Source organism: Cyclobacterium jeungdonense, from assembly GCF_010994275.1.
GTDB classification, from domain to species: domain Bacteria; phylum Bacteroidota; class Bacteroidia; order Cytophagales; family Cyclobacteriaceae; genus Cyclobacterium; species Cyclobacterium jeungdonense.
Genome location: NZ_WMCD01000014.1, coordinates 21,784 through 44,538, shown reverse-complemented (window position 1 = coordinate 44,538; position 22,755 = coordinate 21,784). Strand labels below are relative to the sequence as shown.

At 46.9% G+C, this 22,755-nt stretch carries 18 protein-coding genes; 12 read left to right on the top strand and 6 right to left on the bottom strand.

Features of this window, described 5'->3' with window-relative positions; translation table 11 throughout:
- The 3 genes from GKS34_RS21160 to GKS34_RS21150 form a co-directional block, all read right to left on the bottom strand.
- Positions 1-4,155 carry a DUF6443 domain-containing protein gene (locus GKS34_RS21160; RefSeq protein ID WP_163386992.1) on the bottom strand — a complete coding sequence of 1,385 codons (4,155 nt, stop codon included), beginning with the start codon at positions 4,153-4,155 and terminating at the stop codon, positions 1-3.
- On the bottom strand, positions 4,152-7,640 hold the full coding sequence (locus GKS34_RS21155; protein WP_163386991.1) for a hypothetical protein: 3,489 nt from the start codon (positions 7,638-7,640) through the stop codon (positions 4,152-4,154). Before GKS34_RS21155 ends, GKS34_RS21160 begins: the two co-directional genes overlap by 4 nt.
- Positions 7,641-7,848: 208 nt before the next feature.
- Positions 7,849-8,007: a hypothetical protein gene (locus GKS34_RS21150; protein WP_163386990.1), complete on the bottom strand. Its 159-nt coding sequence runs from the start codon at positions 8,005-8,007 to the stop codon at positions 7,849-7,851.
- A 1,003-nt stretch (positions 8,008-9,010) separates the two neighbouring features.
- Here GKS34_RS21150 and GKS34_RS21145 point away from each other — a divergent pair.
- From GKS34_RS21145 to GKS34_RS21110, 8 genes are all read left to right on the top strand, one after another.
- The gene (locus tag GKS34_RS21145; protein WP_163386989.1) at positions 9,011-9,229 is read left to right on the top strand and encodes a hypothetical protein; all 219 of its coding nucleotides are present in this window, start codon (positions 9,011-9,013) and stop codon (positions 9,227-9,229) included.
- Positions 9,230-9,610: 381 nt separating this feature from the next.
- Positions 9,611-9,958: a PadR family transcriptional regulator gene (locus tag GKS34_RS21140; protein WP_163386988.1), complete on the top strand. Its 348-nt coding sequence runs from the start codon at positions 9,611-9,613 to the stop codon at positions 9,956-9,958.
- Positions 9,955-10,566: a hypothetical protein gene (locus tag GKS34_RS21135; protein ID WP_163386987.1), complete on the top strand. Its 612-nt coding sequence runs from the start codon at positions 9,955-9,957 to the stop codon at positions 10,564-10,566. Before GKS34_RS21140 ends, GKS34_RS21135 begins: the two co-directional genes overlap by 4 nt.
- A 51-nt stretch (positions 10,567-10,617) precedes the next feature.
- Entirely contained in the window at positions 10,618-12,258 is a 1,641-nt protein-coding gene (locus tag GKS34_RS21130) for a serine hydrolase domain-containing protein (RefSeq protein ID WP_163386986.1), read from the top strand.
- Positions 12,259-12,548: 290 nt separating this feature from the next.
- Complete coding sequence (locus tag GKS34_RS21125) at positions 12,549-13,436, top strand: dienelactone hydrolase family protein (protein WP_163386985.1); 888 nt, start codon at positions 12,549-12,551, stop codon at positions 13,434-13,436.
- 629 nt (positions 13,437-14,065) lie between these two features.
- The gene (locus GKS34_RS21120) at positions 14,066-15,511 is read left to right on the top strand and encodes an MltF family protein (RefSeq protein WP_163386984.1); all 1,446 of its coding nucleotides are present in this window, start codon (positions 14,066-14,068) and stop codon (positions 15,509-15,511) included.
- 163 nt (positions 15,512-15,674) lie between these two features.
- Positions 15,675-15,989, top strand: coding sequence for a hypothetical protein (locus GKS34_RS21115; protein ID WP_163386983.1), 315 nt, complete (start codon positions 15,675-15,677; stop codon positions 15,987-15,989).
- Between the two features lie 44 nt (positions 15,990-16,033).
- The gene (locus GKS34_RS21110) at positions 16,034-16,318 is read left to right on the top strand and encodes a DUF6958 family protein (RefSeq protein WP_163386982.1); all 285 of its coding nucleotides are present in this window, start codon (positions 16,034-16,036) and stop codon (positions 16,316-16,318) included.
- 185 nt (positions 16,319-16,503) lie between these two features.
- On the opposite strand, the gene GKS34_RS21105 is transcribed toward GKS34_RS21110, so the two are convergent.
- Positions 16,504-17,844: a M48 family metalloprotease gene (locus GKS34_RS21105; RefSeq protein WP_240459406.1), complete on the bottom strand. Its 1,341-nt coding sequence runs from the start codon at positions 17,842-17,844 to the stop codon at positions 16,504-16,506.
- A gap of 52 nt (positions 17,845-17,896) precedes the next feature.
- Here GKS34_RS21105 and GKS34_RS21100 point away from each other — a divergent pair, with 52 nt between their 5' ends.
- Entirely contained in the window at positions 17,897-18,169 is a 273-nt protein-coding gene (locus GKS34_RS21100) for a hypothetical protein (protein ID WP_163386956.1), read from the top strand.
- 4 nt (positions 18,170-18,173) lie between these two features.
- Positions 18,174-19,556 (top strand): M28 family metallopeptidase, encoded by a 1,383-nt coding sequence (locus tag GKS34_RS21095; protein ID WP_205602126.1) that lies wholly within the window; start codon positions 18,174-18,176, stop codon positions 19,554-19,556.
- A gap of 26 nt (positions 19,557-19,582) precedes the next feature.
- Here GKS34_RS21095 and GKS34_RS21090 read toward each other — a convergent pair whose 3' ends face one another.
- The gene (locus GKS34_RS21090) at positions 19,583-21,184 is read right to left on the bottom strand and encodes a S1 family peptidase (RefSeq protein WP_163386980.1); all 1,602 of its coding nucleotides are present in this window, start codon (positions 21,182-21,184) and stop codon (positions 19,583-19,585) included.
- Entirely contained in the window at positions 21,177-22,037 is an 861-nt protein-coding gene (locus GKS34_RS21085) for a hypothetical protein (RefSeq protein ID WP_163386979.1), read from the bottom strand. Before GKS34_RS21085 ends, GKS34_RS21090 begins: the two co-directional genes overlap by 8 nt.
- 216 nt (positions 22,038-22,253) lie before the next feature.
- On the opposite strand from GKS34_RS21085, the gene GKS34_RS21080 reads away from it, so the two are divergent.
- Entirely contained in the window at positions 22,254-22,556 is a 303-nt protein-coding gene (locus GKS34_RS21080; RefSeq protein ID WP_163386978.1) for a YciI-like protein, read from the top strand.
- An 11-nt stretch (positions 22,557-22,567) separates the two neighbouring features.
- On the top strand, positions 22,568-22,741 hold the full coding sequence (locus GKS34_RS21075; protein WP_163386977.1) for a glycosyltransferase: 174 nt from the start codon (positions 22,568-22,570) through the stop codon (positions 22,739-22,741).
- Positions 22,742-22,755 lie beyond the last annotated feature (14 nt).

Sequence of the window (22,755 nt, the reverse complement as noted above, 5' to 3'; positions counted from 1 at the left end):
TTAATATTCGTTTGTTGAAACTTTTCCAGTTAAAATTCTAGCTGTACTATTGATATTTGAAATGATGGAAACTACCCTTTTATCTATTTCAGAACTATTTAGAAGTTTATTATGACCAAAATTAAACCCACCCACACCTAAATCAAGTGTAGTTTCTGAAATCCGTTTTTGATTGCCAATTCCGATTGAAGAGCTAAACCCATCTTTTAAATTAATATCAAAAAGAGCCTGCGAAAAAAAGGCTGATTTACCAAATAAACCAGCTAATCCAATATCGGCTACATCAACGCTTTTTAGATTTCCGTTAAATAGTAAACTCATTCCCATCTGCAGCCCTACCTCCATTCCCATCCGTTGAACGACACGAGCACCTAATCCCTCGACCACACCTCTGACCAAAACCGGCGATGCGACCGCCGCTACCATGCTGCCGGTAATCCCATGGGAAACCATTTTGCCGATGCCATCCAAATACCGGCTGTTTCTTGATGCCAGGGCTTCTTTTTCGCTGAAATGTAACTTCCGCCCCCGCTGGTACAAGTCTCGGGCCGCCTGCAGCCCTTCCCGGTAGGCCGTTTGCCCCAGGTTGCGGTAAACGGGATTTCGACTCTGACGCATAAGCTGCAGTTGCGACTCCAGCTGCATATGGTGCCTACGGTTCGGACTACTATTGATCGTCACTACCGGAAGCTGAAATTCCGGACAGCCATCGCAGTCCCCCGCCAAACCGGTAGGGTCCGAAAATAGAAGCGGGTTGTTGAATCCAAAGGCCATGGGACTAATGGAGGTGTACATATCAGAAAGCTTGTCCATGCCCCAAAATCTTCCCAAAACCGGATCATACAAGCGGTTGGGGGTTTGGTACCATCCCAGGCGATCTAACAAGAGACTCCCTGCGTTAAATTTATAATTATTCTTTTCCCGATCCTCCTCCCGGTATTCCAGTCCACTGAGCTCCAGCCCCCAGGGATCGTAATGGTCTTCCTGCACCACCAGGGGACTCAGGGTCTGAACCCGGAAGTCGTCAAACCAAACATCTGTCTCGGTCTCGTTTACCAAAAAGGCTTCCAAATATCCGGCCTTTTCAATATAAAAATTTGTCGCCAAAAATTCGTGTTTTCCGGCTGCTTTTTTTGATAACACCCTTTTTTCCTGGCGGTAAAGCTTTCCTTCGCTGTCGTATAGAACGTACAACAAATACGCCTCTGGCACGGGTTTGGTCTGCAGCTCTTTGATCAGCAAGTCTGCCAGCGAAAGCCACAGCACCGGATTACCGGCTGCCGCCGGAGCATTTCCGAATTCGGTAAGGTTGTCCAGCAGGCGGTTTTTCGCTCCACTGGCTATAAAGGTTTCCGGTTTCACCGACAACCCGCGGCTATCCCGGTATTTGCCCCGGACCGAGAGCCTTAGCTGCTCCCCGATCGCTACCTTTTGCCTTCTGGCAGGTCCGAGCATCCTGCCCCGGTCCGCATTTAGCCAGGCGGAATGGCTGCCTCCCGGCGTGCTGTTGTGTTCCTCACCGGCCTGCCGGGTTTGGTCTACTCCTTCGAAATGCTTGTTTTCTTCGTTTCTTCTCCCAGGTTCCATGCTGGCCAGAACGATGGTGCTAACCGGTTTTCTGAGCACCTGCCGGACATTCCCGAGATGGTCCCTGATAAAAAACTCGGGAACCCACTTTCCTTTTTCCCAAACAGCCCTCCCTTCCGGGTGCAACAACTGTCGGGGTTTGCCGTCGGCCAGCACCAGTTCGCCCAGCTGATCCGTTCGCTCCATCATTTTGCCATTTTTTTCCAGCTTTCTGTATAGCAATTGTCCTTCAGCCGAATAGGCAAACAATATTTTTTCACCGGAGTCAAATACCATCTCTTCAGGAAGATCCAGGTGGTTGTACCGAATACGGTGGATGCCCTTGTAAGGATTTGCCGTTAGGTTGCCATTGGCATCATATCGGTAATTTCCTCTGGAAGGAGCGGCACTAAAATCCCTTGCTGAAAAACCTGCGTCGGGTACATCATCGTTGATATTTTCCAACAGGTTGCTGTAAGGTGCATAGCGGTAACTGAGCCGGTCCACTTCTCCGAAGCTGTCCTTTCCCTGTTTGTTGTGCCGGGTAAGGCTAAGGAGATTCCCATTGGTATCATAGCGCATGCCTCTTAGGCTGTATCTGTCCTTTTCGGAATTTTTTCCTGGAACAGAATAAGAAGCTTCTGTCAGCCGGCCCGCAGGATCATAGTCAAATCGATACGTCCTGTGTTGTTGATCCCTACCACTCCACACCATTTCAGAGATATTGCCATTGAATAAGGGCTGTGGGCCGGTTTCGTGAGTGAGGGTCATGGAAAACAAACTGGTATCCGCGCTCCTGGGTCTGATGGCATTGGTCCAGCCCCGAATATGTCGTTCATATTGGAAAGTTGCCAGGCCACCGAGATGCTTTTCTTCCATTTGACCGGTCAACCCATAAGAATAGGAGGCCAGAAGGGTTTCCGGCTCCTCAGCCATTCGCCGGTAGATGGCGATGAGGTAGCCTTCCGGACTGTAGTGGTACCTATCGGTATAGCGTAGGGCCACGCTGCCGTGGATTTGAGATTGCGTTTCCAAGGGCCTACTCCTGAAATCATATTGGATTGAATTCTCGATTTCCCCGCCCAGGTGGTTTTCCGATAGGGTAAGCACCGCCCGGCCCATCTCATCGTAATGCACAACAGTCTCCATTAATTGGCCAGAGGCCATATTTTTCACCAATTTGCCTGTGGACAGTCCGGAGGCGGGAAGAGAGCTGATGCCGACTCCTTTTTCCTGAAATGCCCTTTTACTGTTGTGGTAGTCGTCATAATAGGTCAGGCTAAGAATCTCTCCCTCTTCCCGGGGAAAAGGTTCAGATGCAAGGGTTTCTTCCGATGATGTACCGACTTCTACAGGAAAACTCTGGATCCCTTTTGGCTCAAAATGAAAACCCGGTTTCAGTGCTATGGTTTGCAATGCCTGGTATCGGTTCTGCCAGTCGGAGGAGCCAGCAGGAAAGGTTTTTCCGTACGTTTCCGGTATCATTTCTGGCTTGGCGGGTAGGTAGCGGGAGCTTTCAGGGTCCAGGTCATTTTGCAGGGTTTCCCTTTTCCTTTTATCATTGGTAATGCCCGTCTGCACCGGTCTGTTGTGGGCATCGTATTTAGTGTACCGCCATTGGCCAGCCAATTTCAGATTGCCGTCTCTGCTGCCAACAAGCCGGTCCCGATCATCGTAAAGGAATTGTTCCCTTGCTTTTCCAGGGATTTTCTTTTCGACCAGCCGTTTTATGCCATCAAAGCGGTAAAGGAAATACAAGCCTTCGGCCAGTTCCATATCCCGCGAACGCTGCCAGTTGTCGGACAGGATTTCCACCGCTTTGGGAGGGAGAACTACCCGCAAATCGCCCAGCATGTCATAGATGTAGTAAGTGCAGTGCCATCCTGCGTGGGCTTCTGAGGGGTTTGGCCTGGCCTGGGTCTTTTTCAGGATTTCCCTGCCCAGCTTGTCCGTGTAGATCAGGCTGCGTATTCCTTCTCCATCGGTAATAATGCTGACCCATAGTTCCCCGGCTGCATAGCTTTCTTTGGTCAGCGGCAGGCCATCACCATTCACCGTCCAGATGCGGACCTGCTCTTCGGCTAGGTTGGGACGCTCGTGAAATGTTGTCTCCCTGCCAGAACCCGGTCTCCAGGCTTTTCCGGGTGGGGAAATGGTCTGCGGTGATAAAAGATCCGAAGGTTGATAAACGATTTCCTGATAGCCATAGGCATCTCCAGCGTACTTCTGGTGGTAATAGGAGGCATGTTCAGCCTCAAAATCGGGCCGGAATGCACCGGAGACCTTGTTGGCTATCGGGACATAGGGGAGGTATTCCCGGTCAGGCCTGCCGAAGGAATCGTAATGCTTGGGCTTGACAATGTCCCCACCGCCTGGAGCAGCCCCTTGGCTGACGATCTGTTGTTCTCTGCCCAGCCCGTCCAGGTATACCGTTGATATTTTAACCGAGGGAGAACCTTCTAATGAGGATGTTGCTTTCAGCGGCACTTCCGGGCGGAAAGTACGGATGCTGTTTTCCTGGGCAAGAGCAGGCCTCCCCGTCCAGGAACACAGGGTCAGAATGGCAAGGTATATCAGTTTGGTCTTCATGGCATCGCCTGGTTTTGGGTTTGGTAGGTATATGCGTAGTGTTCCAGAATATCCCTATCCATGTTTCGGATAGTCTCCAGCCTGCCCATGGCATCGTATTCATAGTAGCGGGTATGGTGCCTTTGGTTGGTCCTGCTGCTGATGCCGATCAGGGGTTCATGGGTATAGGTCTCCATAAAAGCATCCTTGGGGTGAAGTCGTAATTCGTCGATCAGAACACCCTCCCCGGAAAGGGTAAGCTTGTCGCTGGTCACTTCCCTTAGAATCAACTGCCAATCATTGATCAACAGCACGGTTTCCCCCATGAAGCTCCAGTTCCCGGAAGTCCTGCTGCTTGCTTTTTTTGCCCAAAACGAAAGCAGAAACACATGGTCAGGAGTTGCCGGTATCTCCGTCTTGCTAATAGCTCCACTCCCCAAGTGATACAGGTTTACTCCGGTTTTGGCACTTTCGCTTGTATAGGGTTCACCATTGAAAGTCCATCCTCCATTATCAGCAGTTTCGAATGAAGTATAGGCAATTTCCGATGCCCCCGCATTTTGGACAGCAGCCGCCATCCACCTACCTTCTTCAAACCAGAGAAAACTTTCCCGGGGGCCGGTCCGGGGCTTTTGCTCCAGGATATTCCCGAAGGAATCATAGGACAAAATGCGTAAGTCCTGGAATGTTTGATGGTCAGCGTGCTTTTTGAGCAGTCTGGACGGTAAAATTTTCCCATGGTACCTTTTCATTTGGACCTGTTGCTGCTCAACCTGTTGCCCTGCCATTTTTTTTACCTGGGCCAGACTGGGAGTAATCCTATTGACATCCATCAGGCCCGCAAGTATGGACCGGTCCCCGGAAGCATTCAAGGCCGCAGGAAGGTTGAAGGGGTAATAATAATATTCTTCCAGGCTTGTGTTTTGGGATAAGGAATGGGTCTGCTTTATGGGCAAAAGGTAGTTCTCATCATAGCTTGTTGTGCTGGTTTTTTCAAAGGCAGCACCGGTCTGGGTATCAAACCGAATCTCCTTTATTTCAATGCGAGGATTCCAGACCGTGGTATTGAAATATTTCAGGTACCGGACATCCTGACATCCTCCGGGCCCGTAACCCATGCAGGAAAAAACAAAGTTTTCATGTGAGGTCCTTTCCGATGCTCGATAGGTATAGATCAATTCCCGGGATTTTTGGAACCCCTCTTTGGTTTGGACAAAATAAATCACTCCGGCGGGCACACCCCGTTTGCCTTCTGCACTTCGGACGATTCCGAAGGGAGCCACATAACGAGATTGATCCGGGAAATGCTCTGGAGAAAGGTATTGATAATCAGTGCGCAGAATTTCCCCTTCCGTGTTTTTCCGGATCTCCTTAATGTTCGTATAACCAAAGTAATCCGCACCCGAGGATAGCGGAAGCTGAGAATAGGACCGTAATTCAAATTTCAAACAATGGTCTACTGCAATATCATTTCTACCTGGAACTTTTTGGGTGACGGTATTGAAATGGATGAAGTCGTATTTTGGAAAGGTCGCCAGCGAACCTGAGGAAATGCTTTCCTCCGCTTGCTCATAACGATAATGGATGGTTTCGGTTTGGTTGCCAAAATCTTTGGCAATGGATTGGACCCGCAAGCCTCCTGTAGGAACTTCTATCTGACCGCTATCCTCCTGTTTTGGTGGGTTTTTTCTTCCTGAAACGGTAGCGATCACTCCTGAAATTAGGTAAGCTGGTCCCTCTACATGCAGTTGGTATTGTGTTCCTGCTTTCAGCCAAATTTCACCTGTAATGCGACCCTTTTTGATAGTATTGGAAAGCAAACTTACAAAGGACTTCTCTACAGGAGAATACAGATAAACATCCAGGGAGCCCCGGCAATCCTTGCCTCGTGCATCACAATCCGCCAAATTACTCAAGTGAACCGTATATTGGATCAATTTGTGTGTATCCTCCGTGGATTCCTGAGGTTCCACCTGGAAATAGGCTTTGGGGCGTTTGCTGTTTACCGAAGCGGAATATAGAGGTTGATCCTTTTCCAGGACTACCGGACTAAAATAATTGTAGTAATCATCTGAACGGACTACTGCCGTATTGCTTTCCATTTCATAGGTAATGGTCCCTCCGGTCGGATAGGATATTTTTCTTAAGCAACCCATTGCGGCCTTTTCCGGAACGACCAGCCGGTTAGCGTTGGCTTGCCGGAATTTCATATACTGGGGGATAAGGCTCTGGTTGTCCTCTCCATTGTAAAAACCCCAATGGTCCTGTGCATTGGAAAACAAATCCGGTAAGGTATTGCCGTTATATTCCAAGATATATTCCAGTTCCTGCTTTGTTGTGTTTTCGGTGACTTTTTTAAGACGAAGTCGTTTCTTGGGCGTAGCCCTGGCTATGAAATCCGGAAGCTGTATTTGTCCGTTTGACAGGGTGGATTGGTAATAATCATGATCAAACGTAAACGATTTGATGAGCCGATCCCTATTATTAAACACCTTAATGCCTGATAGTCTTTTGGAAGTAGCATCTTGCCGGTCATTTTTGCTTTCGATTAGTATTTTCCCCAAACCAAATTGGATTGCTTGCAATTGTTTTCCCCGGATGGTCACTTCGGAAAACCCATTGGTTATTCTGTTTGTGCCGCAGACACCTCTTCCGGAAGTTCCACTAAAAAAATAGGAAGCAGATTGGGTGGATCTGGAATAATAGGATTCAGTATAGTTTTCGTAAAGGAAGGTTATTTCCCTGCCACTATAAGTGATAATTTTACTCAGGTGCCATGCCGAATGAAAAATGGAACGAAAAAGTGCTGATTTGCCTTCGGAGATAGCTTCAGTGATGGTTCGTTCCAGGTCTTCAAAAATGTACTGGTTTCCACTTCCGTCCCATACCTTCCAACGGACAATGTTCCTATTGACCTGATCAAATTGAATTTTTAAGTTGCTGGCATTCAGGAAGGCAACTTCACCATTTTTATCAAGCACAAATTTTCCGGAAAAGTTGGCGAATGCAAAATGGAAAATATCCTGCTCAAAATCGATGGTTGCATTTTGTGTGCGGTTATAATAGTCCGCCAATTGATTGGTAGTTAGTTGGTCAGGTACCACATCATGGTGGATATAGCCACTGCTTGACTGGTTATGCTCGTCCGGGAGACCCTTCATGGTCCTGCTGATGCTTCCGCCTGCATTCAGGGCCCAACCCAGTCCTGCCCAGCCAGCCCGCTCTTCCACGCGGATACCACCGGCATGGTAACTTAACAGCACCGGAATTTCCAGGTCTTGTTCTGCAATGGTGTACAGGGGGATGTTGATATCCGGTATGCCGGAATAATGCGATATGCGCGTGTCGGCAAATTTGGCCAGGGCACTCACTTCGGGAGATGGTGGGGTGACCTGGGCTCTGAATGCCATTTCCTGCCCTAAAGTGATTGCAGGTGTCAGGTTCATGTGCACGTAGATGGCTAAGCAAAGCCAACAGTGTTGGTTGCATTTGAGGATGGTTTTCATGATAAAATCAATGAGGTTTTAAAAATTAAATTGGATTACTAACCGGTTACCGGACCGCTGGCATCATCGGCAATGGAGCCGTTTTCATCTGTTTATAATTGTTTTTAATGGTCAAATAGCCTGTCCCGATGTTAAATCGGGAGAATCTTCGCATGATTAATGATCATCCCAATATGTGACGTTCTCGTCATGCTCGATTTCATGTTCTTTATTTTTGTCTCCAGTGCGGTGATTTTTTGTCTTCGCATCGGATCAGATAAAGGATCAGGTCCCCAACCTTTTCCGGCTGTAGCCGGGTGGTCTGGGATAGGGGGATTCCATCTTCCTGATAAGGAGCGGCGGCTTGGATTGATTTTTTCCTGGGCATACTGTGGTTCAAGGCACAGTAATGGCAGCCCTGTTAGTGGGAAGGAAAAAGGTATCATTAGAAAAAAGGCATTAGTAGGTTAACACATAGTAATGCCGTACTCCTGTTTACGTGGGAAACACAAGCTTGATGAAACGAAAACCTTTAAGCACTGGGGTATTATCAAAATTCAAAAAGTCACCAGGGACTGAAACGACACCTAAAGGTTAGTAAATTGGTAGATTTGTTTTTGAAAAAAGCTGTATACTGTCAACAGTTTTCGGCTTTGCAGATGATTGAAAAACCTTTTTGCTCCAAAATACAATGGCTTTTGTACCAAAAAGGACCCTTGACAAAACAATATGTCAGCAAAGAATGCGAGGCAGTTTAAATAATAGTGTTGGTTTTTCTGATAGTGAAGTTAATTAATTCGTGTAATTATCCAAATTTTTTTATGGATAAATTTTTGTTTGGGCTGAAATTTTGGGGAGTAGTAGAAAATTTCGCTGCCTTTCCCTCGATGGAATCAATGGGAATAACGATAACATAATCCAACCAACAGCTTCCTAACGGAAACTAACAAAATTATTTGATAAAGGAATGGATGGATTTTTGGTTCGATAAATCTGGTCTTAATCGTACTTTCAATCGAATCCGGTTCGTATCTAGGTGGGCAACCAACGTTTTTCGCACCGGGGGCAGGGCGCAGATGGAACTAAAACAGGCCTGTAGATACTCCAATAAATAACGATGCAGGCAAATTCGTCGTTCGGTACTACCCCCATCCGATCGAAGTAGAAACTATTTCGAAAACGCGTTGTGTCCAATCGGAAAATTTTGCTAGTTTTAGCGGCCTTCGATTTGTGGGAAAGGATGTAACGCATCGGGCGATAATCGGTACGGCGTGCGATGTATCAGCGTGTCGCCCGGAATGCCGATACAGGTGCGGGGCGCCGCGGCGATTCCTCCGTCATCCATTACTTCTCCCATTCAGCAAAGGCCTTAAAAAAAACAGACGATTCCTATGAAAACAGTTGGATTAATCCTTGGCGTACTGGCCGCCTTGGGTATGTTGCTGGGATTTATCCCGCTTTTGGGTTGGTTTAATTGGATCAATATCCCTTTCGCCATTCTCGGCCTGATCATCAGCGCAATCGGGAAATCCAATGAAGGCATGGTGTTATGTGGCATCGCGGTGGTGGTAGGAATTATCCGATTGGTCCTGGGAGGAGGTATTCTCTAAAAAGGCAATCGCTTGGAAACATCCCTTATCCGGAAAAATCGGTAGCTTCCGATGAAACAGCCGAGGCAAAATCCCGCAAAAGACGAGTTAACATCAAGCTACGAAACCGAAAGAAAAGAGCGATCAATCCCATGGTTTCCACTTCCTTTTAGAGTGCAGATGGCAAACCCATTTCATCAGAGGAATTTCTTAGCGACCTTTTTGGGGAATTACCCAAGCTGTATATCGAATTCCAGGAGCACCTGTACAATCAAAGCGTGGCCTAATTTTCAACTTTCATCTCAAGCAAACATCCCCCTATAGACGCGACGCATTTTTGAAATGGTGTAATAAATTATGCCTTTTAATTTGATACATCGTATTATGATGTATATTTGCCCTATGTATTCAAAAGAATTGTTAAAAGGCACCCTGGGGGTCATCATCTTAAAGCTCCTGGAAGAAAACGGAAAAATGTACGGGTACGAAATCTGCCAGAAAGTAAAGGGCATTTCGGAAGGAAAAATCCTGATCAAAGATGGTAGCCTCTACCCTATCTTGCATAAGCTGCTAAGCGACGGGATGGTCACGACGGAAGAAGTCACCATCGGGAAAAGGGTACGAAAGTACTATACCCTGACACCCAAAGGAAAAGGCGAGCAGAAAATGGCCGTGCAGGAGTTGGCCGACTTTATGGACACGCTACACAAAATCATCTTTACCGACACGAAAACCACTCCAGCGGTATGATTTCCGAGCAACAACTTTCCATCATCAGCCGGGCCATTCGGCACAGTGAAATTGCCAACAAAGCATTGCAGGATGACCTGATCGACCATTTTTGTTGCATTGTCGAGGCTGAAATGCAAAATGGGAAATCCTTTGAAAATGCCTTTCAAGCCGCCTATGCGCAAATCGCGCCCAATGGATTTGGAGAAATACAAGAGGAAACCCTTTATCTTCTCAACCATAAAAAACGCCTGCTCCTAAACCAATGCACCTACCTTTCAGGCTATGTGTTTGCCCTTTCGACTACCCTCGGCACCTTTTTTAAAATCATGTCTTTGCCGGGGGCTACTTCGTTCCTATATGCGGGCATGTTGGGTTTTGCCTTTGTTTTCCTGCCCTTGTTACTGGTAAACAAACTCAAAAACAGGCTGTTTTTACACCTTTCCGGAAAACTCCAATGGATAGTGGGCTCCCTGAGTGGTATGGTATTGATTGCGGCATGCCTTTTCAAATTACTTCATTTACAAGGGGCCGGTGTGTTGCTGGGGCTGGGCTTTTTGCTCTTTGGCCTGGGCTTTCTCCCCTTTTTCTTCTTCCGAATGTTTAAAGCAAGTCAGTCAGAAACCTAATACCTGCCTGGATTCCTCCCTTCTTAGAAAACCAGATAAACACCTACCAAAATGAAATCCTTCTACCTCTTATTATGGATACTTACGGCTGTTCAGGTACATGCCCAAAGTCCAGTTAAAAACAGCATCGATGCGCTGTTAATGGAAGCAGTACCGGAGGAATCACATCCCGGAGTAACTGTTGGCCTGGTAAAAGACGGGCAACTGCTATACCATAGCAGCAGAGGAAGTATGAACCTGGAATACCAGCTTCCATTCAATGATTCCACCGTTTTTGGGCTGGCCTCGGTTACCAAACAATTTACAGCCGCCTGCATCGGTATTTTGGAGAAGCAGGGGAAATTATCCATAGAGGAGGATGTAAGGAAGTATATCCCGGAATTGGCGTTTTATGGGGACACGATCCGGATAAAGCATTTGCTCAACCATACCAGTGGACTCCGAAACCACAACGTGCTACTGGATTTAAAAGGCTTTGACTACAGCCATCGGGGCTACACCAATGAAATGATTCAGGCGCTGATGTTCCGGCAAAAAGGGACCAATAACGCCCCGGGCGAAAAGATGCTTTATTCCAACACCAACTATGTTTTACTTGTCTTGATCGTGGAAAGGGTATCCGGGATGGACCTGCATGAGTTTTCAAAGAAAGAACTTTTCGACCCCCTGGATATGGAACATTCGTTTTTTATCCATGATCTGGAAACCCTTGTCCCCAACCGGGCCTATCCCTATTTTGCCACGGACAAGGGATACAACCAACCCAAATCCCTCACCCTTTGCGTAGGAGCCGGAGGCATGGAAAGTACCATTCCCGATATGCTCCGCTGGTCGGAACTATTCCTGAACCCTGCACATGATTTTTCCTACCTGAAAGATTTCCTTACGCAACGGGATACCTTGAATAATGGAGAACGGATGAGCTATGGCAGGGGACTATTCGTTTCTCCCTATAAGACACTTACCACCTACAATCACAGTGGGCGAGATCGGGGCATGCGCAGCCAATTTATCGCCGTGCCGGCACTGAATTTGGCGGTGGTGGTATTTGCAAACGACGAAAACATCAATGCCGTCAATTTCTCCTACCAAATCCTGGACCTGTTTGTGCAGGAACCAACGGAAGCCGGTCAAAAGGCAACTTTCACCCAACATTCGGCAGCAGCGTTAAACGCGTATACCGGAACGTACCAGGAATTAAACAGCGATTTGCGCATGGCGATTTATGTGGAGAACGATACCTTGAAAGCGGTTAGCAGTAGGGGCAGTACCGGGACACCCCTCATTCCGGAAGGCCCGAATCGATTCTCCAGAATCGACAATCCGTATATTACCTACGCCTTTGGACAAGAAGATGCTGATGATGACCTACAGGTAGATTTTGGCGGTGCCATTTTTTATTTTGAGAGGATCCAGCTAGCGGATCTGCCCAATCAGCATCTGGAAATCTATGCAGGGAACTACTATTCCAAAGAACTGGATGTGACCTATGTGCTAGAAGTAATCGATCAGCAACTGGTCTTAACGTACCCCAACCATCGCCTGGTCCTCACCGAGGGACAAAAGGGTGTATTTGGGGCGAATAGAAGAACGAAATACAGTTTTCATGGAAAAAATAAGGAGGAAATCATGTATTTTGAGGTGGCATCGGAAGGCACGGTGAAAAACATCCTTTTTGAAAGGGTAAATTAAAAAACTCACCCACAAAATGATCTTTTAAGAAATGGAAGAAAGGAGGGGGATCCAAAATCCCTCCCTGTTTTTATTATTGGATATCCCTCCCTAAAAGAAAAGTTTCGCCGGCTTTTTACCTTATTTTCGGAAAAATAGGGTAACTTAAACACATGCTTCGAATGTTGAAATTGGGCAGGACATACAATACAAAAAGGCATTTATATCCATCCTGCGCCATTTCCGCGGAACACGTCCGATCGCGCCGCCGCCGGGCTCGTTATAGACTCTTCAAACCAAACTACATATCCATGAAACCAATTGATAAGAAAGACCTGGACCAGGAAGTTTTTGACCTGTACGACGATTATGCGCATAGCCGCATTGAGCGCAGGGATTTTGTGCAGCGCCTGTCCAAGTTTGCCGTAGGCGGGCTGACCGTATCGGCCATTATGGGCTACCTGATGCCTAATTACGCCGCTGCCCGGCGCTATACACAGGACGATCCCCGACTGATCTCGGAATACGTGACCTACTCTTCGCCCAAGGGTGCCGGCACCATGAAAGGACTGCTCACCCGACCCAAGGACCAAAGCGGTCCCCTACCGGGCATATTGGTGGTGCATGAAAACCGCGGCCTGAACCCCTATATCGAAGACACCGCTCATCAGGCAGCATTGGATGGCTTTATCGCCTTTGCCCCGGATGCCTTGACGCCTTTGGGCGGCTACCCGGGATCGGATGACGAAGGCCGTACCATGCAGTCCAAAAGAGATCGGGAGGACATGTTGCAGGATTTTATTGCCGGCTACGAAATGCTGAAGAACCATGAACATTGCACGGGCAAAGCCGGTGTGGTGGGGTTCTGCTTTGGAGGCTGGATTTCCAATATGATGGCCGTGCGCGTGCCGGACCTTGGAGCTTCGGTCCCTTTCTATGGAGGACAGCCCACCGCAGAAGAAGTGCCACAGATACAGGCACCGCTGATGCTGCACTTTGCCGGGCTGGATACACGGGTAAATGCCGGCTGGCCGGATTACGAAAAGGAACTGAAAGCCCATGATAAGGAATACCAGGCCTTTATGTATCCAGACGTAAATCACGGTTTTCACAACCATTCCACGCCCCGCTACGACGAGGCTGCGGCCAAACTGGCCTGGGGACGGACCATCGATTTCTTTAAAGAAAAATTGGGCTAGGGCAAGGGTCAATGCTTACGGGTAGATGCTACTAATCCAAAAAATGGCTGCAACCAGGTTCCGTATCAAATTGCAACGGAAGAAACGGACCTAAAAGCCCAACTTGAACTAATTCCCCCTTTTTAAGGGGGCAAGGGGGATTTTTTTTTGAGTATTTTAAATTTGTAATAATTTAATTTAATGATAGTTAGGCGCTAAAATCCCTATCGACGCCTAGTCGGGTCAGGATCTTACCCCTTTGTACCTTAGATTTAAGACATATAAGATTTGGACACGTACGGATTAGCGATTACGATATTACCCAGGAGATTTCTCCGCCCGGTTAAAGGATATCCATTCAGACTTCTTCATTCTGAATAGTTGACGCTACCAGGTAGGGCTAAACCAATAAATGGCTGCTACCAGGTTCCGTATCAAATTGCAACGGAAGAAACGGACCCAAAAGCCCAACTTGAACTAAATCCCCCTTTTTAAGGGGGCAAGGGGGATTTTTTTTGAGTATTTTAAATTTGTAATAATTTCATTCAATGATATTAGGTGCTAAAACCCCACCTTTCTAAGAGGAAAATAAGGCAATTATTTAAACAATTCCTTGCTTAATTCATTTATTTCCATATAATGTATAGCTTATGGACCTACGAAAGAATACTTTAATCATCGTCTTGTTACTGATTTTGGCTGCCTGTTCCCAAACTTCCAATGAAGGAGAGCAGGTGATAGAACCGGATCTGGTACCTTATAACGTTTCAAAAGACCTGGAGAGCATCAAAGAAGATGGCGTGCTGCATGCCATCACCATCTATAGTTCTACGAGCTATTTTCTGTATAAAGGGATGCCCATGGGTTTTGAGTACGAGTTATTGTCTCGCCTGGCGGAGCATCTGGACCTGGAATTGCAAATTACCATCGCGGAAGACATCGATGACCTGTTTGATATGTTGAACAACGGCGAGGGCGACTTGATTGCCTACGGTCTTACGATTACCGAGCCAAGAAAACAATTGGTGAGTTTCACCGAAAACCATTACGTCACCCACCAGGCGCTGGTACAGCGGATGCCCGAAAACTGGCGCTCCCTTCCCGGCTACAAAATTGATAAGGAAGTCATTTCAAATACGCTGGAATTGGAAGATGATACCGTTTGGGTAAGAGAAAACACCTCCTATTCGCAACGACTTCAAAACCTGCAGGATGAAATTGGTGCCGAAATCCCAATAACCCACATTGATGGAAACATTGCTACTGATGAAATCATCCGAATGGTAGTCGATGGGGAAATCGAAAGAACCGTCGCCGATTATAATATTGCAGCCATCAACAAAACCTATTATCCGATACTCCATATAGATACCCGGATTTCCTTTTCGCAACGCATCGCCTGGGCGGTAAGGCAGAATTCGCCTGAATTGCTTCGGGCCATCAACCAATGGATAGCTGAAGAGAAAAAGAGCGATGATTATTACGTGATTTACAATAAGTATTTCAAAAACACCAAATCCTTTCGGGGCAGAATTCAAAGCGACCTATACAGCAAAAACGGCAATAAAATCAGCCAATACGATGACATCATTAAGGCCAATGCTCCAAAAATTGGATGGGATTGGCGTTTCCTCTGCTCTCAGGTGTATCAGGAATCACGATTTGATCCCCGGGCTGAATCCTGGGTAGGAGCTAGCGGATTAATCCAGCTCATGCCTGCCACGGCAAAGGAAGTGGGGGTCACAAATAGTCTTAATCCGGAGCAAAATGTAAGCGGCGGGGTGAAGTATTTGAGCAGGATGCGCGATTACTTTGAAGCGGTAGAAGATTCTATTCAGCAAGTCAAATTTACGCTGGCTGCCTTCAATTGTGGCGCAGGACATGTATTTGATGCCATGCGCCTGGCGGAAAAGCATGGCAAAGACCCGAATGTATGGGACGAAAATGTAGAAGAATATATTTTAAAGCTAGCCGATAAAAAATACTACCATGATGAGGTGGTGAGAAATGGCTTTGTGAGAGGAGCAGAGCCCTACCATTATGTACGGGACATATTTTTACGGTATGAGCACTATAAGAAGTTTATAGAGCTTTAAACGACACGTACGAAAATCAGGCACAAATCGAAGGGATGAGCGTAGATTTGGTTTGTTATTTTTCCTTAAAAGAACCACACTACGAATGGAAACTTACTCCGAAACCCTTAATTTTCCGTCATAAATAAAGGGAACGGTTCCCTACATTTCTAAAAGTCAAATTATGAGATTAAAGCCACTCATTTTCCCATTAGTATTACTCATCGCATTATCCTCCTGCGCACCCGGTATCTTCTCTTCGCTAAGAAGCTATAATATGGAAGCACTTGAACTGGGGATGTCTAAGGAACAGGTCACTGAAATACTGGGAAACGCGTATACCATTGCAGAGAAACGGATGGAAGACGGCGTTCCTGTCGAAATCCTATCCTATCGAAACTTTCCACATGACGACGAGTTTTACCTTTTTGTGTTTAAAAATAATGAGTTGGAGGAATGGTATCGGGAATTATTACCTCAAAATGAATTCAGGGAATAAAAAAAACTTTGTAAATTGGCATTGTACGTTTAATACCTACTCCCATGAATGAAGAAAAAATAATGACCCTTCATCCTCAAGGAAAAAAAGGAGTAAACATCCTGAAACGAAGGTACGACCCTATCAAAAATTTCATTATCGAGACGTTACAAGAATACAAAGAAATCAGCTTTTCCGAATTAACCGACTTAGCAGTAGCTAAACTAACCGATTCCTTTGATGGCAAAGTTACATGGTATGTAGTTTCGGTGAAACTTGACCTAGAAGCCAGGAACCTAATTGAACGTATTCCTAAAACCAGTCCACAGAAAATTAGATTAACAAAATAACGGGCTATCAACTGCCCAGCTATAAGGACGGAAATTAAGCCTGAGTTTGACCTAATTTTCTGTATAAAACCGTCAATATCGTCATTGCGAGACTTAATTTTTCTTAAACGCAGAAATTAGAAAACGAATGATGGAGACGTAAACCGAATTTGAATTCTTTGAATCAAATGTAAACTTCGGTGTTCCTATTTTGGAACCTTAATTAAGCTTCCTGCACTGAGGGATTCATTAAGGTCCATTCCGTTTAAGATGGCCAGTTCTTCCAGGCGTGCATCGGAAAAACCTTGCGCTTTCAATGCTTGCTCCAGGGTGGTGTTTCGGGAAAGGGTCACGATGCGCAGCCGTTCGGGTTGCCGGTTGAGTTTGTCCGCTTCTTTCAGTTCTCTGAAATTTTTCATGGTAGAAAGAAAAGCGGATTCGTAGGTAGCATAGTTGGCTGATTCCGCCAATCCCATCAATCGGTAGCTAAGATCGCCTTGTTGAATAAAATAAACCAACAAGCGGATGCCGGAACCGTTTTCCTGTTTTTGCTCAGCCAGCAGTTGAAGGGAAGTAAGGCCGTTGACCTTTTCTTCGCTGACAGAAAGTACCTCAAGTTTGTATTGTTCCACCATTTGCTCGGCCATCTCACGGAAATTGGTACCGGAAGCCAGCGTCATCGTCAGGACAGCTTCACCGCTTTTGGGAGCCATCTGCACCTGCTGTGGGGAGTTTTGAAGGTTCCAGTCACCGGGTACCGGAAAGCTAAATTTAAGTTCGGGATGGTAAAAAACGCTATTTTCTACAAATCCCTGGCGAGGGTCTTCGCCGTACACCAAGCCTTCTATTCGACGTAAATACGCTTCCCGGTTCACCTCGGTATCTTCCAGATTCAACTTTTCCTTCCAGGTTGCTGCCAATTGGGCCACAGTTTCATTTCTTTCGGCCGGAGAAGGGTGAGTGGATAGGAATTCGGGTATTTCGCTGGCTCCGGATTGTTCTTGCTTGCGTTCCAGCGTTTCAAAAAACCCGGCCATTTCGACCGCATCGTAACCAATTTTAGAAGAATACTCCACACCCAATTCATCGGATTGGCGCTCGGCATCCCTGCCAAAACTCAACAGTGCCAGTTGCATGCCCTGGGAAAGGGGTTCTATAAATTCTGACAATTGAGGTACCAGCACCACACCAGCGATCATTCCCAACTGCCCCAGCAAATTATTGCGCTGCTGTATGACCGAGTGCCTGGCCGTTACATGGCCGATTTCGTGGCCCAGCACCCCTGCAAACTCCGCCTCATTGTTAAAATGCGCCATAATTCCCCGGGTGAAATACACAAACCCTCCCGGTACAGCGAAGGCGTTGATTACTGGCGAATCTACAATTTTGAATTCATAGTCCAGGTTTGGCCGGTGAGAAACTGCCGCCATTTCATTTCCCTTTTCGGTAATAAAGGCCTGCAAGTCCGGATCCTCGTACCTGCCAAAATAAGCCATTATATCGGGATCGGACTCTTTACCCATCTGAATCTCCTGCTTTTCGGACATCAGAACCAGTTGTTTTTTACCCGTGACGGGGTTTCGTACACAACTTATCTGGATGAATACCAATCCAATCAGAAGAAAACGAACAAAAATCAAAAGTTGCGGCATGGTAGTTTACTTTATAGGGTATAGAACTGGCTTATTTGATATCAAAACTTGTGCTAGAAAAGTAGCGCTTTTCCATTATTTTGTTTTAAGAATGGTTGTGGGTTTCGTTTGGGTAGCAAAAGTAAGTATAGAAATTATAAAGGGGCCGCAACTGAAAACCTTTTTCCAAGGAAATTTTCCCGGATTAGCTGCTATAATCATTTTTCCCTGGTTACTTTAGTAATATGAAAAACCGAATCCATTTCTTTCCGATCATTTCTTTTGGACTGCTATTCCATGGCTTAATTATTTTGTCAACGTTGACGGGAACGGCTCAGGTTACTTCCATTCACCGGGAACCGGAGCTTGAGGCGATGGTAAAGGAAGTTTCAAAAGACAGTTTGCAAAACTACCTGGAAAGTTTGGTGAGCTTTGGCACGCGTCATACGCTAAGCCAGGGTCAGCAGGGACGTGGAATAGAAGCGGCCAGGCAATACGTCCTTTCCCGCTTTCGCTCGTTTGAAAGTACTTCCGAAGGCAGGCTGAGGGCTGAGATCGATTATTTTCAAGTGGAAGCGGATGGCCGTCGCGTAGATCGGGATATCCGGATGGGCAATGTAATGGCTACCCTGAAAGGATCGGATCCGGAAGATGACCGGGTTTTTGTGGTGAGCGGGCACATTGACAGCCGGGTTTCAGATATTATGAATGCCGAAGCCGATGCGCCGGGCGCCAATGATGACGGCTCCGGAGTAGTCGCCCTGATTGAAATGGTACGCATCATGAGCCGCCAATCTTTCCCTGCCACGATCATCTTTGTGGCCGTATCCGGAGAAGAGCAAGGGCTGATTGGTGCTGCCCACCTTGCCCGGAAAGCAAAAAACGAAGGATGGAACCTGGTAGCCATGATCAATAACGACATGATCGGAAATAGCACTTCGAGCGGTACGGATCTACGGGACAACACCAAATTGCGTGTATTCAGTGAGGGCGTACCTCTTTTCGAAACCGAGCAGATGGCCTCTCTCCGGCGGTCAACGAATGCCGAAAATGACAGCAAGTCCCGGCAGCTGGCCCGGTACATTAAGGAAGTGGGTGAGCGCTATGTGGATCAACTGGAGATCAAACTGGTGTATCGCAACGACCGCTTTTTAAGAGGCGGAGACCACACGCCCTTTTCCAGAGAAGGATTTACAGCGGTGCGTTTGTGCGAAATGAATGAAAATTATTTCCACCAGCACCAGGATATCCGGGTGGAAGACGGGCAGCAATACGGAGATTTAATTGACTACATTGATTACGAATACCTGCGAAAAAATACCTCAGTGAACCTGGCGGTACTTGCCAGCCTTGCCTCCGCCCCGGGGGTGCCCCAAGAGGTAGGCGTAGATATCAGCAGTTTGAGCAACGCGACCTTGCTGCGCTGGAAAAGCCCTGAAAACGGCACCGCCAGCGGCTATTACGTGCTGATGCGCGAGACCAGTGATTCCATGTGGGAACGAAAGTTTTATACCGAGGAGCTGGAAATGGAGCTGCCTTACTCCAAGGATAATTACTTCTTTGCCGTACAGTCTGTGGGAGCCAATGGAGCGGAAAGCCTGCCCGTTTTCCCCAGGCCAGTTCGATAAAGGTCTGAATGAACCACAACCCTATTTCAATAGGCAAAATTAGTCAGATGCGCGGCAGCAAAGGTCTGAAATACCTGATTGAAATAAGTGCAATACTCGGCATAAATGCCCGGGTTATTGCAGTCCAACCCATAAGTCAGTGCCATGGCCAGCATTTCGACGGGAATGGGAATGGTAGCGATGGCCATAAAGGTTTTTTCTTCCGTCATCAGCAGGGTCATGTATACATAAAAGGCGTATTGGAGACCGTCTTGCCCCATTAGGTATTCGTTACCAAGAGATAATATCCAGGCCACTTTTCTTCCTCCATCAAACTCATCCCAAACGGAATATTCCTCGTCAACGGTAAAGCCGCTCATTCCGTAGCGGTAAGCGAAGTTTTGGTTGATAACGTCGCCCATTACCAGCAGCAATTCTTCAAAATCCGTTTCGGAAAAATCATTTTGCACCCCATAAAAATAAAGTTGCATGTCATTGCCATCGGTATTAACCACCTGAAAGGCTTCCTCCGCAGGATTGTATTGCAGCGTGCGCCCTTCGGGCACAGCTAAAACCACACCGTTGTTGATATCTTCGTAGATATCGTAGTACATGGCGTCGTAATCGAGTTGGATATTAAGATCCAGTGCAAACTCGTCCGATAATTTTTGGATGTTTTCCGGATCATCCGAGGTGTCCATCATCTCGCTGAGGGAGCGTGTTTTGATGGGATAAAATTCAAAACCGAGCGCTTCAATCGGTTCGGATTCAAAACGGTCGAAACTACCTTCCAGCAATTTTTCCATAACATACCGTTCACTATCCCCCTCAGAAACGGATTCATTCGGAAATTCAGTCGCAGCAGCAACTACCTCTTCGGTAAATTCAATTTTGGCGGCCGCAGAAAAGAGTTGTACAAGGTTTTCGAATCCCGGAGGGAGACTCGTGGAAGTAGAACTTTCCAATTCTGAAAGGTAATAGGCTGGGATGATCCAACTAACGTTACTGGCGCCCTTTTCCAATCCACCATCTCCAATACCGATCAGTCGACTTTGGGGATCAAATACAGGGGCACCCGAAAATCCAGGAAGCAAGCTACCTTCCAGGTAAAGAATGTTCAGGTCCAAGGCCGGAAATCCGATTCGGGACAAGGCGTCCTTGTCTTTTTTGGGAATCAGATTAGCCAGGGTTTCGGGATCTACAAATCCCTTTTTCATCTGCCTGGACGAACTCCCGATGGCACCTCCATTAAAACCCAACGCATACACGCTGGTACCAAAACCGACCTTTTCAGGACTAAAACTGCTCAACGGTGTAATTCCTGCAGGAGGTGCGGGCTCTCCGGGTAACAGTTCCAATAAGACCAAATCCGCCTTTTGCAGGACTTTCTTGATCCGGGCTTTTCTCCAGGCCTGTCCCGGATACAGGATACGTATGTCTCCCGTTCGGCTCATACCATGAAGGGACGTAACTACCTGATTGGGAGATTTCCAGACGAATCCCGTCAGGGCATTCGAGCTGCGGTTATCTGCGGCCACTACCACCTTCACCAGGGCATTTTTTATCTTTCCTGGGTCAAAGGACTGGGCAAAGGAAGGGTTAACCAAAAGAAGGGTTACCCAAAAAAGAAAGGTTGAGAATTTATTCATCGTTAAATACTTGAAGTAGCACAGCATAAGCTTTAGTCCGTATATCCGGGGTGAAATGTTCCTCCAATAAATTGGTAATCTCCGGCCAGGGGGCTTCCAGAGAGCGTAAGTGTCGTTCCAGCCCTTCCAGATCTTGCTCCGGGTTTTGCTTCAGGATAGTTTCGGGAATTGTCAGTCTTTGCTCACCTCCTTGACCATCGGTACAAAATCCATCTCTCAAGGACAGTAAGACTGTTCTGGCCTGCTCCTCACTCAATTTGTTTTGAAAGGCAGGGACCAGTTTCGCCCAAAGCCCCCCCGCTGTTTCGAAGGTATTAAATACCTCGGCAGGAGGCGTCGTTTCGTCAGCATAAACTAGAAAATCGCAGGCGGTGATGCTGACCTCCGTACTGTAAAGTACATTGGCCTGACGTACCGCCAGGGATGAATCCGCCCGGATAAAGTCCGTCACCAGGAGTTTGGCTTCTTCTGGGCTATAGCCAATTTCCAGATACTCCTGCATTTTGTCTGACAGGCTGGGTGCGAAGGGATCATTGGACCGAATGTATAGACCCAGTAATATCCCAACTGCTGAAAACAAGCCGAAGGAACCGATTCGAAGGCTTTTGACCGGATCCAGAAACTTTTCATTCAGCCCAATTAAAACGGCAAGCAGAGAAGTGATGGTACCAACCACCCCACTCACCACGGGAGATACTGACAGGCCCATCAGAAGTCCTAAAAACAACCCGATCCCAAGGCCGTTAAATACGGCCGTGAGGGCTTGCAGCCTATTTCCTGAATGGCCTGAATCCGGAAGCAGCTCCTGAAAAGAGGGTTTTGGTTCGGGAGCTGAGGCGTCGTTTTCTTCCATGGCAGATGCTGGTTAATACGGGTTATTGGAAATGCACTCTTCCGCTATCAATATAGTGAAAAATCAAAATATAAATGCACTTGATACTATTTTAAGTACGTGAGCTAAAGCGACTTAAACACCTTGCAGCTATATACAATGGAATTCATAACCAAATGATTTCTAAATTTTGCCAGGAATGAGTATCATTGGGAAAAACCCTAGCACGTTATCACCATGAATTATTACCTGCTTATTTATACCGTTTCACCAGATTACCTGGAAAAAAGAGGGACCTACCGCAAGGAGCACCTGAACCTGGCCGAAAATCTTCACAAAAATGGCCAACTACTGATGGGTGGTGCGCTGGCAGACCCAGCCGATCAGGCCATTCTGCTTTTTCGTGGAGAAACCCCAGCAGCCGCAGAAGCTTTTGTGCAGGCGGATCCTTACGTAAAAAACGGGCTGGTTCTTTCCTGGGAAATCAGAAAATGGACGGTGGTGATAGGTAATCCCAGTGCTTCAGGTAACCTATCTTAAGAAAAAACCGCGTGGATTGTCAGGTATCTGTCATTATTCCCATAAAGGATTACACCCCATTTTTGGAAGAAAGCCTGAAAAGTACGGTTTCTTGTCTGCGGCCGGGGATGGAACTGATATTGGTGGATGAGCGGATGGATTTGGATTGCAAACCGGTTTTAAAACCCTATCTCTCGCACCCATAGGTGAAGCTGGAAAA